General features: G+C 45.2%; 12 protein-coding genes. 4 read left to right on the top strand and 8 right to left on the bottom strand.

The features are described 5' to 3' along the window. Positions 1-71: 71 nt before the first annotated feature. The 3 genes from dnaB to BM114_RS05330 all read left to right on the top strand — a co-directional run bounded on the left by dnaB (position 72) and on the right by BM114_RS05330 (position 3,957). A complete protein-coding gene (gene dnaB / locus BM114_RS05340; protein WP_092111300.1) occupies positions 72-1,586 on the top strand; it encodes a replicative DNA helicase in 1,515 nt (504 codons plus the stop codon). A gap of 189 nt (positions 1,587-1,775) precedes the next feature. Then, a complete protein-coding gene (locus BM114_RS05335; RefSeq protein ID WP_092111298.1) occupies positions 1,776-3,272 on the top strand; it encodes a 2-isopropylmalate synthase in 1,497 nt (498 codons plus the stop codon). A 91-nt stretch (positions 3,273-3,363) separates the two neighbouring features. Beyond that, complete coding sequence (locus tag BM114_RS05330; RefSeq protein WP_369808396.1) at positions 3,364-3,957, top strand: tetratricopeptide repeat protein; 594 nt, start codon at positions 3,364-3,366, stop codon at positions 3,955-3,957. Here BM114_RS05330 and xpt read toward each other — a convergent pair whose 3' ends face one another. The 4 genes from xpt to BM114_RS05310 are packed head-to-tail and all read right to left on the bottom strand — an operon-like array spanning position 3,958 to position 8,347. After that, positions 3,958-4,527, bottom strand: a complete 570-nt coding sequence (gene xpt, locus BM114_RS05325) for a xanthine phosphoribosyltransferase (RefSeq protein WP_092111164.1) — start codon at positions 4,525-4,527, stop codon at positions 3,958-3,960. 1 nt (position 4,528) lies between these two features. Next, positions 4,529-5,830 carry an NCS2 family permease gene (locus tag BM114_RS05320; protein ID WP_092111162.1) on the bottom strand — a complete coding sequence of 434 codons (1,302 nt, stop codon included), beginning with the start codon at positions 5,828-5,830 and terminating at the stop codon, positions 4,529-4,531. Continuing rightward, complete coding sequence (gene nudC / locus BM114_RS05315) at positions 5,827-6,612, bottom strand: NAD(+) diphosphatase (RefSeq protein ID WP_092111160.1); 786 nt, start codon at positions 6,610-6,612, stop codon at positions 5,827-5,829. The genes BM114_RS05320 and nudC overlap by 4 nt, the downstream gene beginning before the upstream one ends. 1 nt (position 6,613) lies before the next feature. Then, positions 6,614-8,347 carry a bifunctional metallophosphatase/5'-nucleotidase gene (locus BM114_RS05310; RefSeq protein ID WP_092111158.1) on the bottom strand — a complete coding sequence of 578 codons (1,734 nt, stop codon included), beginning with the start codon at positions 8,345-8,347 and terminating at the stop codon, positions 6,614-6,616. Between the two features lie 93 nt (positions 8,348-8,440). Between BM114_RS05310 and BM114_RS05305 the strand changes: the two genes are divergently transcribed. Beyond that, positions 8,441-9,118: a DnaJ domain-containing protein gene (locus BM114_RS05305; RefSeq protein ID WP_092111156.1), complete on the top strand. Its 678-nt coding sequence runs from the start codon at positions 8,441-8,443 to the stop codon at positions 9,116-9,118. 219 nt (positions 9,119-9,337) lie between these two features. On the opposite strand, the gene BM114_RS05300 is transcribed toward BM114_RS05305, so the two are convergent. The 4 genes from BM114_RS05300 to BM114_RS05285 all read right to left on the bottom strand — a co-directional run bounded on the left by BM114_RS05300 (position 9,338) and on the right by BM114_RS05285 (position 13,320). Next, positions 9,338-10,459, bottom strand: a complete 1,122-nt coding sequence (locus tag BM114_RS05300) for a zinc ribbon domain-containing protein (RefSeq protein WP_092111154.1) — start codon at positions 10,457-10,459, stop codon at positions 9,338-9,340. 12 nt (positions 10,460-10,471) lie between these two features. Beyond that, a complete protein-coding gene (locus BM114_RS05295; RefSeq protein WP_092111152.1) occupies positions 10,472-11,158 on the bottom strand; it encodes a glycoside hydrolase family 25 protein in 687 nt (228 codons plus the stop codon). 69 nt (positions 11,159-11,227) lie between these two features. Continuing rightward, the gene (locus BM114_RS05290) at positions 11,228-12,025 is read right to left on the bottom strand and encodes a hypothetical protein (RefSeq protein ID WP_092111150.1); all 798 of its coding nucleotides are present in this window, start codon (positions 12,023-12,025) and stop codon (positions 11,228-11,230) included. Continuing rightward, on the bottom strand, positions 12,025-13,320 hold the full coding sequence (locus tag BM114_RS05285) for a Na+/H+ antiporter NhaC family protein (protein ID WP_092111148.1): 1,296 nt from the start codon (positions 13,318-13,320) through the stop codon (positions 12,025-12,027). The genes BM114_RS05290 and BM114_RS05285 overlap by 1 nt, the downstream gene beginning before the upstream one ends. Positions 13,321-13,386 lie beyond the last annotated feature (66 nt).

Raw genomic sequence — 13,386 nt, 5'->3', positions numbered from 1 at the left:
ACAAAATTATCATGACTAATGATAAGAAACTCTAAACTTTTTAGTAATTTTGTGTCCTAAACATGAATGAAATGCCAGGCAACAATACGAATAATAGCAATCGCAGACATCCATCGACACCCATTGATTCTTCTTACGGACACCTTCAGCCACAGGCTTTAGACATAGAGAAACTGGTTTTAGGGGCTTTAATGATAGATCGGGATGCTTTTTCTATGGTCTCTGAGATCCTACATCCGGAAACTTTCTACGAGCCCCGACATCAAAGAATCTATCAAGCCATTCAGACTCTAAATCTTGAAGAGCACCCTGTTGACATTTCTACCGTTACGGAGCAATTAAAGAAGGACGGCACTTTAGAAGATGTCGGCGGCCCCATGTATGTTTTGGAACTATCGCATAATGTGGCATCTTCCGCACACATTGAATACCATTCACATATTCTTGCCCAGAAGTTCCTGGCCCGCCAGCTTATATCCTATGCTTCCCGCATCGAGACAGCAGCCTTTGACGAAACCGTTGATGTAGAGGAATTGATGCAGACTGCTGAAGGGCAGTTGTTTGAACTGTCGCAGAAAAACATGCGTCAAGATTATATCCAGATAGATCCTGTCGTAAAACAGGCCATCGATATTCTGACACAGGCATCGGCAAATGCTGGTGGGATGACGGGTATACCTTCCGGGTTTACGAAGCTTGATGAGATAACTTCAGGATGGCAGAAGTCTGACCTTGTCATTATTGCCGGCCGACCGGCCATGGGTAAAACCTCCTTTGCGCTGAGTATAGCAAAGAATATCGCCGTGGATTATAATCGCCCGATAGCATTCTTCTCTCTTGAAATGAACAATGTGCAGTTGGTGAACCGCTTGATATCCAATACCTGCGAGATTGCCGGAAATAAGATTTTGAATGGCCAATTGTCTCCCGACGAATGGGAGCGCCTCGACAAAAATCTTAATAAACTCACAGGTAAGCCTCTCTATATAGATGATACTCCCGCATTGTCAATCTTCGAACTTCGGACAAAAGCTCGGAGACTGGTTAGAGAGCAGGGGGTACAGATTATCATGATCGACTATCTACAGCTGATGAATGCCAATGGAGCAAGATTTGGTAATCGTCAGGAAGAAGTTTCTACAATCTCTCGTTCCTTAAAAGGACTTGCCAAAGAGTTGGATATACCTATCCTCGCCTTGTCTCAGCTGAATCGTACCGTAGAGAATCGTGAGGGGAATGAAGGCAAGCGCCCGCAGCTGAGCGACCTGCGAGAGTCTGGAGCCATCGAACAGGATGCCGACATGGTGCTCTTCGTGCACCGACCAGAGTATTATCATATTTTCGACGACGGCAATGGGCATGACCTCCATGGCATGGCACAAATTATTATCGCTAAGCACCGTAAGGGTGCTACGGGGGATGTATTGCTGAGCTTTAAAGGACAATATACTCGTTTTGACAATCCCGAACCTAATCAGTTTAACAGCAGGCCCGACCAGGGTGGTGAGATTTTAGGAAGTAAGATGAATGGAGAGGATGTTCCTTTGCCCCCGCCTTTGTCCCCAGAAGAAAGCATGCCATTCTAAGAAAAATACCCGATTTACAACAAAACTGCCCATAAAAGTTATAATTTATTTGTTTATTTCCGCAAAAAGAAGTAAATTTGTAAAATTCTTATTGTTAAAAGAAGATAACTTGGTTCACGAAAGGCCTTTTCCATAAATGAGAATATGGGCGGCTTTTCTTTTTATAAACAGATTATTAAACGAGAGAAGATGAGCGATAGGCTTTACATTTTTGATACGACATTGCGTGATGGTGAACAGGTTCCAGGCTGTCAGTTAAATACAGTAGAAAAAATTCAGATTGCCAAACAACTGGAACAATTAGGTGTTGATGTCATCGAGGCGGGATTCCCCGTATCATCTCCGGGTGATTTTAATTCCATCATTGAAATTAGCAAAGCTGTTACTTGGCCGACCATTTGTGCATTAACCCGTGCCGTGGAGAAGGATATCGATGTTGCCGCAGAGTCGCTGAAATATGCAAAGCGTAAGCGTATACACACCGGGATTGGCACCAGCGACAGCCATATTAAGTATAAATTCAATTCTACTCGCGAAGAAATCATAGAGACCGCAGTTCGTGCTGTTAAATATGCAAAACGCTATGTAGAGGATGTAGAGTTTTATGCAGAAGATGCCGGCAGGACTGATAATGAATATCTTGCAAGAGTTATAGAGGCTGTCATTAAAGCAGGTGCTACCGTTGTTAACATTCCAGATACAACAGGGTATTGCCTTCCCGAGGAATATGGAGCCAAGATCAGGTATCTCATGGAACATGTGGACGGTATTGAGAAGGCACAGATATCCACACACTGCCACAACGATCTTGGTATGGCAACAGCCAATACACTTCAAGGTGTATTAAATGGGGCTCGGCAAGTGGAAGTAACGATAAATGGAATAGGGGAGAGAGCTGGTAACACTTCACTTGAAGAGATAGCAATGATATTGAAGTGCCATAAGGGAATCAATGTTGAGACCAATATTAATACTACAAAGATTTACCCTACATCACGCATGGTGTCAAGTCTCATGAATATGCCCATACAGCCCAATAAGGCTATAGTCGGAAGAAATGCGTTTGCCCATTCCTCTGGCATACATCAAAACGGTGTTCTGAAAAATGCGCAGACATATGAGATTATGGATCCAAAGGATGTAGGGTTAGATGAAAACGCAATTGTATTAACGGCTCGAAGTGGCCGGGCTGCCTTAAAATATCGTCTACATGTAAACGGCATAGAGACTGATGAGGAAAAACTTGACAGAATCTATGAGCAGTTCTTGCAGTTTGCCGACAAGAAGAAAGAGGTTACCGACGACGACATCCTCATGCTTGCTGGTGCCGACACAGCTGACATTCATGCTGTCAAGCTTGACTATCTTCAGGTAACTACAGGTAAGGGTGTCAAGAGTGTGGCAAGTATCGGACTTGATATCAGCGGCCAGAAATTTGAAGAAGCATCATCTGGAAACGGGCCTGTCGATGCTGCAATCAAAGCCTTGAAACGGATTATAAGTAAGCAGATGACCTTAAAAGAATTTACTATTCAGGCAATCAGCAAGGGTTCAGATGATGTAGGAAAGGTGCACATGCAGGTAGAATACGGAGGGAGCGTTTACTATGGATTCGGAGCTAATACAGATATTGTTACGGCTTCGGTTGAGGCATATATTGATTGTATCAATAAATTCAGGGAGTAACATCTGTATGCGGGTTTTTATTATTATAGCGGTGCTGATGCTATTTCCTGTCTTCTCATCGGCACAATCGGAGTATAATGCTTTAGACAGTTTGGGAAAAGCAAGAAAGGCCTTGGCACTCCATCCAGACTCACTTGACTTGCGCTTGCAGAAGGCGGCATGGAACTTGGAGTTGCAGCAATGGAATGAAGCAAAAAACGAATATGACTATGTATTGAATATTAGTCCAAAGAATGTTGCAGGACTATACTATCGGGCATATGTGAATGAAAAACTTCATCGCTATAGTTTCGCACGCTTAGACTATGAGAGTCTTCTAACACTAATACCAAGAAACTTCGAAGCTCAATTGGGACTCGCATTATTAAACCAGAAAGACTTGCATTACACGGAAGCTTATGACCAGATTAATAATCTGATACAACAGTACCCTGACAGTGCTATTGCCTATGCGGCGCGAGGAGGCATGGAAAAGGAAAGAGGAATGTTAGACCTCGCAGCATTCGATTATTCAGAAGCTATAAAGCGTGATCATGCAAATCTGGATTATCGGCTGAGTTACATTGACTTGCTGATAACATTGGGGCGAGAAGAGGAAGCCCGCGAGGAACTGAGTTTGCTAGATAAACTTGGAGTCGCTCGCATGAATCTAATAGATTTTTACAAACGACTCCGTAAGAAATAGTTATTCCCTTATCTTGATTTGACAGTTGTTGAGAGAATCAATAATAGCGAGGCTCTCGCATCTGACACCTTCTCGTTCAATCACCTCACGCCCATGCTGGAAAGCCTTTTCTATAATGAAGCCCATGCCGACAAGTTCACATCCGGCCTGCCGGCATAAATCTATAATTCCCTTTGCAGCATTTCCGTAAGCCAGGAAATCGTCTATAAAGAGCACCTTGTCTTTGGGAGTCAAATACTCTTTAGAAATAACCACATTGTATTCACGCTGCTTTGTAAAAGAGAATACTGTGGTGGAAAGCATATCCGACATTGTCGACGGTTTCTTTTTCTTGGCAAACACAACCGGAAGATCGAGCAGAAAGCCCATCATTACTGCAGGAGCTATACCAGAGGCCTCTATTGTTATGATCTTATTGATTTCGGTTGATGCATACCTTCTTATAAACTCGACGGCAACCTGTTTCATCAAGTTCGGGTCCATCTGATGATTAATAAATTTATCAACCTTCAAAATGCCGCCTTCATAGCATCTACCATCTTTCTTTATGCGATCTATCAATAACTTCATTTTAGCCGAATATGAAATTGATGATGAAGAGTATAGACAGGATAATGAGTGTCGGGTTGAGTGCCTTGAACTGAGCCGTACAGATTTTTAAGATGACATAGCTGAGAATTCCCAGACAGATGCCGTCTGCAATGGAATAGCACAACACCATCGTGATCATGGTTATGAAGGAAGGGAATGCCTCACTCACATCGTTTAGATCCATCTTCTTAATACTGTCTATCATTAGCACGCCAACCATTACCAAGGCTCCACTCGTCGCAGCAGCGGGAATCAGGAGAAAAACAGGGGAGAGAAGCAGCGAGACAATGAACAGCATGCCCACGACAAAGGCGGTCATCCCGCTCTTTCCTCCTTCTGCGATTCCTGACGCACTTTCTACATAGGTTGTAAGTGTTGAAGAACCGAGCATGGCGCCACAGGTAGTGCCGATGGCATCACTCATCATTGCTTCTTTGACTCGTGGGATAGTCCCGTCTGGTTTTACAATGCCTGTCTTATAGGCTAACCCCACCAGAGTTCCTACAGTATCAAAAATATTAATTATAAGTAAAGAGAAAACAACCAAAAGGGTCTGTATGTTCAGGAAGTTTTCAAAATTAAACTGGCAGAATATGGGCGTTAAGGCATGAGGCGCAGAAACAGGTATCCAGCCTTGGGGAATTTGTGTTACCCCCATGGGGATCCCTGCAATGGTTGCGAAGATAATTCCATAAAACAAGGCTCCCTTTACTTTTTTAGCCATGAGTATGCCACTCAACAGAATAGCTATAATTCCCAGGATGCAATTAGGGGTAAATTCTCCCAGTCCGACAAATGTTCCTTCTTTCGCAACAATAATATCCGCATTCTTCAGACCGATAAACGCTATAAACATCCCAATGCCCGCGGAGATTGCAAAACGAAGGTTTTTAGGAATGCTTTCCAATATGAGTTCCCGTATATTGAAGAAGGTTATAATAAGAAAGACTATGCCCTCTATCAACATGATGGCAAGCGATTGCTGCCATGTGTATCCCATAGCCTGACACAGAGTATAGGCGAAAAAAGCATTTAGTCCCATGCTCGGAGCTTGGGCAAAAGGCAGCCTGGCCATAAAGGCGAGCAATAGTGTCGCAATTGCGGAGACAAGAGCAGTTGCCGTAAACAGGGCACCTTTGTCCATGCCCGTACTTGACAGAATTGCAGGGTTTACCGCAAGAATGTAACTCATGGTGAGGAATGTTGTCGCACCGGCAATTACCTCAGTTCTAATTCTCATAGTCTTGGAATCGAATCCAAGTGTCTTTTCTAAGAAGTTCATATGTTAAGATTAAATGTTTTTAGCCAGTTGTCAATTAACTGTCTGGCGATTGAAAGTTTCTCTGGTATTGCGGGGAGATTGTCGTATTTGAACCACGCCCCTTTGCTTAGTTCTTCCTTTTGTAAATGCACATCCCCGCTTTCATATTCTGCGTAAAACCCCACCATGAGTCCACAAGGGTAGGGCCATGGCTGTGATTTCCAATAAGAAAGGTTCTTAATAGTAAGGCCAGTTTCCTCTTTAACTTCTCTTCTCACAGCCTCCTCAAGGGTTTCGCCCGTTTCCACAAACCCTGCGACAAGCCCATAGAAATCACTCTTGAAATTCTTGGCATGGACAAGGAGAACTTCATCTCCCCGATAAATAAGGACTATGATTGCCGTAGCCAGCTGGGGCCATATTTCCTTTCCGCAAGAACTGCATTTCTTGGAAATATCCGTAGACATCTTCATTGGTGCGCCGCATATCCCACAGAATTGTGTGTTATAATCCCAATAAAGCAGCTCCTGACATTTGCCGGCCTTCAAATATAACTCTCGTGGAAGTTTATAGAACGATGCTCGCAGCCCGCACATTTCATATTTAGAATTATCCGTTATCGGATTGTCGATAGGGAATGCTTTCACCTCATATTCTCCTAATGGGGTGATATTCATGATGTGAGTCCATGGTTTTGTTTCTATGGGTGATTGGTCGGATAAGGGTATGGAATAGGTTCCGTCATCCTTTTTTTCGAGCATTAAATCACTCTTGCAAAATATAAACCAATATTTTTTGCCCATTTTACTTTTTATTAAAAAGTATCTCGCGATCTCTTTCCGCAGCAGGCCTTACCCATTCGTCCGGGATAAACCTCCAGTTGTTATTCGCTGCAGGAGCCATTGCCTTCGTTTTTTCTATTTCTTCCATGAGATAATATCGCTGATCTTTCTCGCTACTCCAGACAATTCTGTTCTTCAGTTCCTCTTGTGGAATGCCTGCACCTTTGGTCAATAGTTCCCCGCCGCCGTTTCCCCGGTAGCTGTTTATGGCTACTTTATAGTACTTGGCTTCGTCGAACGGCTGCCCGTTACTCATCCTGAGAATCCGCACTTTATGTCCGTCTGGTTTGGTTACATCCACTTCATAGTCTATCCCGGCTGCGCTATCGAAATTAAATGTATAGTTTTGGAAACCTAACCGCTGCTGATCGTCCCTTGTATCAGGGCTTAATAATAAAAGATGATCCTCTGGCGACTTCATGGTGTTAACCCATTGATCATAGCTCATCTCAAGATGTCTGCGTATTTCCTCGCCCGTCAGGGACATGACATAAAGCTGATTCTCAAACTTGTAAAGATTGAACATGTCTGCAACACGGACAGGACCTTTCTTTATCTCCGCATCGAAGGCAAGAGGAGCGTTGAAAGCAACATCGGCACCCGTAATCTTAAGACTCAAGTTTAATATCAAATCATTAAATGCACTGGAGCCAAAATAGCTGTCGCGAGTCGATATCGTGTTCTGGAACTTGCCGATTTTCTTATTGACAAACTTGTCTACCTCTCGGTATTCATGTTTGAATCGTTGCATAAAACCTTCGTCAATCGGCAGGTCCGAGACATTTGTCAACTTGGCATTGACTTTCGTTAAGGTTTTGTTGTTTTCTTGCGTAATCGTGATTTCGGTATCGGCTACATACATGGCATTGTTTGCCGGGTCGATTACAACGACTTCTTTTCCCTCGATATTCTTAAGAGTTTCCACACGGCGAATATGGTCATGGCCATAGAATATCACATCGAATCCTGGTACTTCCCTGGCAATTTGTGCCGTAGCATTCTCCCGGTAATCGTTAGTTGCAATTCCTCCGTCATATCCACTGTGGAATAAACCGATAACCACATCGGGCTTTTCATTCTCCTGAATATAGCTCATCCACTTGCGGGCGCAGCTGAGCATATCTTCAAATTTCAGTCCGTTCCACAGGTTTTCCGATAGCCAGTTGGGAATGGCAGGAGTCAAAAGGCCAAGTATGGCAATCTTTACGCCTTCCCGTTCCAATATAATATAAGGTTTCAGATAGGGTTTCCCAGTCTGCGCATCAACAACATTGGCTCCGAGAACAGGGCATTTGATTTCACTTATCCATTTGTCATATACATTATGCCCTGTCTCGAGGTCATGATTTCCGATGGTCTGCACATCATATTGCATGTAGTTTACGAGGTCTGCGGCAATATTTGTCGTCCCGGTATTTATATAATTATAGTAGTAACATGTAGGCTGACCTTGGAGGATGTCTCCATTTTCCAGCAGAATCAGGTTCCTGCCGTATTGCTGCCGCAACAGATTTACATGAGTACTAATTCTTGCCAGAGAGCCTTTCCGCGGTTTGCGATTTATAAAGTCGTAAGGGAAAAAGGAACCATGAATATCCGATGTCTCGATAATCCGGAGGTGTACGGTTTTGGTTTGAGCCATAATAGCATTGCTTGAAATAAACGCGAAGACAAGCGTCAAGATGAATTTTCTCATACCCTTATTCGTTATTTTCATGCAAAAATACGAAAAAATGACGAAATACGGCACGGTTTTTGCTTATATTTTACAAAAAAGGAGAGAGTGAAAATGGCATTTATAGATTACTATAAAATACTTGGAGTAGACAAGAATATCCCTCAGGACGAGATTCGCGAGGCTTATCGCAAGCGCGCCAAACAGTTTCATCCGGACCTGCATCCTAACGACCCGAAGGCCAAGGCTAAGTTTCAGGCTCTGAATGAGGCGTATGAAGTAATTGGAGACCCTCAGAAACGCAAGAAATACGATCAGTACGGAGAACATTGGAAGGAAGCCGAAGCCTATCAGAACCAGGATGGAAGAAGGCAGTATCATTGGGGAACGAGTGGGGGCGACTCACCGTTCAGCGGATTCGACTTTGAAAGTTTCTCGGGTGGGGGAGGCTTTTCGAGCTTTTTCCAAGACCTGTTTGGCAATATGGGGAGTGGGCGGACACGCACCCGTAACACCCGGATGAGTACTGGCGAAATGAATGCAAGCGTCAATATCGACCTGTATACAGCCTTGTTGGGCGGGGATGTCATCATCCAGTTGAGCGATGGCAAAAAGATTAAGCTTAAGATAAAGCCCGAGACCCAGAATGGGACAAAAGTCCGGTTAAGGGGAAAGGGCTATGACAGAGGAGACGGAACATACGGCGACTTGATTATTACATACAATGTCAAGCTGCCTACCAACCTCTCCGACAGGCAAAAGCAGTTGCTGCGGGAGATGCAGATGGGCTGACGAACTGCGTCTCCGTCCTAAGCCAGGATAGGCTTCTTCTACATCTGCAGACCGGGTTTCACAGTATACTTCCCACCGGTTCACATTCTTACACGCGGCTTGTAACGACATTACAAACTGTTTGTAACGACATTACCAGCCGCTGGTAATAGCATTACCAACGACTGGTAATATCATGAAAGACCGTTTGCTCCATCACCGTTTTTAGTTTGCGACACCTTATTGGACAATCTTTGACATGTCCATAGAACTGATCTTGCCTCCCTTGTCAACACGGGTCGTAATCCGAAAATGACTTTTCTGCATGGTGTCGTCCGTCTTCTCTATATCTTGCGTTGCGGAGAATCGAACCGAATACTCATATTCATCTTCACCGACAGCCTCTTTGTCTATTTTGTAATCGTTGTTCAGATGCCAGTTCATGTTACTGACATCCGATTTATATATTTTGTTCATATAGGTTACAACATCTTCCGGTGTCGCGTCAATCTTTCCCAGAAACGAAGAGAGATTGTCCGAAACTGTCTCCTTCAGCTCCCCCTCATTCTTGGAATTGATGCTTTGGAAGAATCTGCGAAGGAGCTTGACAATGGCAGTCCGTTCTTCCGGCTTCACCGTTGAGGCATCCAGCTGCTTCATGGCCATATTGGCATCGTCGACATGTTCTCCGTCAGGATGCTGGTTGAGATAGCGTTGCAACGCCCCCGAGGTGTTTTGGGAAAGGGCCTGTACCCAGTCGGCGGAATCTATCCGATGGAGGATTTCTGTCTTATGGCTTGTGCCCGGATACTTTTCCAAGTAAGCTTCAAGCTCGGCCTTCGACCCGCTGACAATGGCGTTCTGCCATTCCTGATCGCCTTGTCGTATCAACGAAAGATGCGTCTGGACAGAGTCTATGTGTGCCTGCTTGGCATCCTTGAAGTTGTCCAGATAGTTTTGGAGGACATCAGGATCCTGACTTTGCATGGCAAACTGATAGGCCTCAAGCTCCCGGGCATTCTTGGCATCCAGATAATAATAGCCGAAAACGCCACAAACTATCAATGCGATGAGGAATCCCGCCCAGAGTGCCCCATGCCCCTTTTTGCGTCTTGGAGACGGAGTAGGGGCCGTGTTCGTATGTTTTGGTTGCTCAACAGGCTCGTGGGGAGGCTGTGCCGCGGCCGATGCCATAACCGTCTGATGGTGGCAGTATGGACATTCTGGCAATGCCTTGAAATAAATATTGCCACACTGGGGACAGGCGGATACTTTTCCCGCTATCTCTACGCCACACGAAGGACACACGGGTGCTTTGTCAGAAACATTATGCCCGCACTCAGGACATTTGATAATTGCCATAATCTATATGCTTTAGCGATGTCTAAATCTAATTTCCCTCAACTGATGGTCGCGCATGAAACGACTCTTGTCGACATGTCCGTTTATGCCGTTGATATGGCCCTTCCCAGTATATTGCCATATAGTGATGTCTCGGCCGTCCCTAAGTACAGGCTCGCGAACCGTATATTGTGCTATCATGATTTTGTAGTCGTCCAGCTTGTGCTGGAAGTTTGCATCGTAGAAATTCGCCCCCGTATAGATGAGGGGTTTCTGTTTATACGCCTGCTCAACAAGGACAAGGAACTTGAAGATGCTGTCGGAAAACTCTTGTGCTCCCAGTCCGCTCCTTGTCTCAATGTCTATCATCGGAATTAAGTCCTGGTCTCCCGGACGACATTGTGCCATGAAGTTCCTGAGCTGAGTTTCCTGTGGGATGCGGGCACGATAGAAATGATAGCTGCCCACCTTCAAGCCATAGCGGTGAGCCAAGTCTATGTTTTCCTTGTATTTACTGTCTACATTGTCTCCGCCTTCCGTTGCCTTCAGGTAGACATATGCCATCTTGGAATTGTCGCCGACAGCCTCCCAGAACACATTGCCCTGATAGTGGCTGATGTCAATGCCATGGATGTGGGAACAGGTGTCCTCACATTCCACCTGGGCGCTCACGGCTACCACGGAAAACAGACTTATAATAAGTGATATAATTCTTTTCATCCATACAAAGATATACAAAAGGCATGATATAAGATGAAGCTCCTCGGAGAATTTTATAAAATTTAAGTCTTATTCTTCTATTTCCGACAAAGACCGGGCAAAGTTGTTCACAAAATTGCTGGCTGTCTCAAGCGGGGCATAACCTACATAGCGTATGCTGCGGCGGAGGTTTCTTCGGAGCACGGCAGAATTATTTCTGACAAATCCCGATTTGCTCTGCCTGAAATGCCACTCCTTTGCGGTGTCGATGGCCGTATGATTAATGGTGCGCATAGTCAGCTTGAAGGCTTCCGGCTCAAGTTTCCGGACAAACGGAACCTCGTCTTGCTCAAACTCAAGGACAGCCACCAATATGCTTCCTAACAATTGGGCGATATGCTGAAGATGAAGTTCCTGCAGCCAATCGTCGAGTTTCACGAAGTCCACTTTGTCGCCTTTTGTACGCAGATAGCGACCCAGTTCTATGATGCCGTTCAGGGAGATGCCCCGATTGAGCATATAGCCTACATTCCTGACGATGATATTCAGGATTTCAACCGTGTCCATTGAGGCATCCATTACATGAGGCTCGTTTTCACGGATGTGCTTCAGCCGTTTGTTCAGGAAGTGATTTGAGAGCTGGACGGGAAACTCCTGGGGAGCCCCGGTATCATTCTGGAGCTCTGCAATCTGCTCTTGCGGAATGTTCAACTCTATATCATACTGATGGTTTTTGATGCCCTTCAGCGCAATAGCCGAAACCTTTTGTGCCATCACCATCTGTACGAGCCGCTTCCATTTGAAAGCACTCATAGGCTCAAGGGTTATGAATTCATTCAAGGCTCCGGAGCGAAGCAATCGGAAGAAGTTGCGCTTAATGATGTCCATCAGCTATATTTTTTAGGATACCTGAAGATGATTGCACAGAAGGCAGCTACGCCAATTGCCAGTGGATAATAAAGATAGGGTATGATTTCGACGGGATTTAACCGGGCAAGTCCTGATGCCAGCAACATTTGGGCACCATAGGGTATCAGACCTTGAACAGCACATGAGAATGTGTCCAGTATACTTGCCGCCTTGCGGTTATCGACACCGAATCGATCACCGATTTTCTTTGAGATTCCGCCCACCGTGAGAATTGCGACCGTGTTATTGGCCGTGCAGACATTTACGAGACTCACCAATGCTGCAATGGATAGTTCGGCTCCCCGTTTGGAAGAAACATGGGCTGTGAGTTTCTCAATAAGATAGTCGATGCCCCCTTTCTCGCGGATGACTTCCAGCATACCTCCCGCAAGCATTGCAACAATGACAAGCTCGCCCATACCGGTGATTCCCTTGCCCATTGCGCCAAACCAGCCATAAAGATCGTAGGTTCCGTCGAGCATTCCAATGCACCCGCACAGGAGGGTTCCCAAGGTAAGAACCGCCATGACATTCATTCCCGCAAGAGCCACAAGCAACACGACGACATAAGGGAGTATTTTCCACATACTAAAAGGCTGAATTCGGGTGGGGGCGGCAAGCCCTTGTCCCATTATCGCATAGATGACAAGAACCCCAAGGGCAACAGGAACGACAATCATGGAATTCACACGAAACTTGTCGCTCATCTTGCAACCCTGCGTCTGCGTGGCTACGACGGTTGTATCTGATATGAATGAAAGATTGTCGCCAAAGTAAGCTCCACCCACTATAACGGCCGTCATTAAAGGAATGGAAGACTCCGTCATGTGCGCAATGCCAGCAGCGATAGGCACGAGGGCAACGATAGTTCCCACACTTGTTCCTATCGATATGGAAATGAAACAAGCTGCGAAGAAAAGACCGGGAAGAAGCATGTCGGGAGGCAGGTATGACAATGCACAGTTCACGGTAGCATTAATGCTGCCTATTTCTTTTGCCGATTCAGCGAAAGCTCCTGCCAAAACATAAATCCACAGCATAAGCAGTAAGTTGCTTGAGCCTGCTCCCCGGCTGAAAATATCTACCCGCTTTGCAAGGGGAGATCCGCTCGATATGGCAATGGCATAGATGCTCGCCGTAGCGAATGACACCGTTATCGGAACTTTATAGAAATCGCCGGCGATAATTGACAGCGTGAGATAAAACAGAACAAACACTATCAACGGCGATAATGCCAACAGTCCTTGCTTATTGTTTAACCTCTTGTTTTCCATCTTTTGTTTCTGTGCGCATAGTAAAAAGTGTCTGGAAGTGCCACTTTTAACAATAATCCATCTTCC

It is taken from the genome of Prevotella sp. KH2C16 (assembly GCF_900113305.1).
Taxonomy (GTDB): domain Bacteria; phylum Bacteroidota; class Bacteroidia; order Bacteroidales; family Bacteroidaceae; genus Prevotella.
Note: the sequence above shows the minus strand (reverse complement) of the source record. Positions and strands in the feature narration are given on the sequence as shown.

Excerpts from the sequence above, each read along its gene's own strand:
- BM114_RS05300 (WP_092111154.1), bottom strand. The coding sequence starts at position 10,459 with ATGGCAATTATCAAATGTCCTGAGTGCGGGCATAATGTTTCTGACAAA.
- xpt (WP_092111164.1), bottom strand. The coding sequence starts at position 4,527 with ATGAAGTTATTGATAGATCGCATAAAGAAAGATGGTAGATGCTATGAA.
- BM114_RS05320 (WP_092111162.1), bottom strand. The coding sequence starts at position 5,830 with ATGAACTTCTTAGAAAAGACACTTGGATTCGATTCCAAGACTATGAGA.
- BM114_RS05295 (WP_092111152.1), bottom strand. The coding sequence starts at position 11,158 with ATGAAAAGAATTATATCACTTATTATAAGTCTGTTTTCCGTGGTAGCC.
- nudC (WP_092111160.1), bottom strand. The coding sequence starts at position 6,612 with ATGGGCAAAAAATATTGGTTTATATTTTGCAAGAGTGATTTAATGCTC.
- dnaB (WP_092111300.1), top strand. The coding sequence starts at position 72 with ATGCCAGGCAACAATACGAATAATAGCAATCGCAGACATCCATCGACA.
- BM114_RS05285 (WP_092111148.1), bottom strand. The coding sequence starts at position 13,320 with ATGGAAAACAAGAGGTTAAACAATAAGCAAGGACTGTTGGCATTATCG.
- BM114_RS05335 (WP_092111298.1), top strand. The coding sequence starts at position 1,776 with ATGAGCGATAGGCTTTACATTTTTGATACGACATTGCGTGATGGTGAA.
- BM114_RS05290 (WP_092111150.1), bottom strand. The coding sequence starts at position 12,025 with ATGGACATCATTAAGCGCAACTTCTTCCGATTGCTTCGCTCCGGAGCC.
- BM114_RS05310 (WP_092111158.1), bottom strand. The coding sequence starts at position 8,347 with ATGAGAAAATTCATCTTGACGCTTGTCTTCGCGTTTATTTCAAGCAAT.
- BM114_RS05305 (WP_092111156.1), top strand. The coding sequence starts at position 8,441 with ATGGCATTTATAGATTACTATAAAATACTTGGAGTAGACAAGAATATC.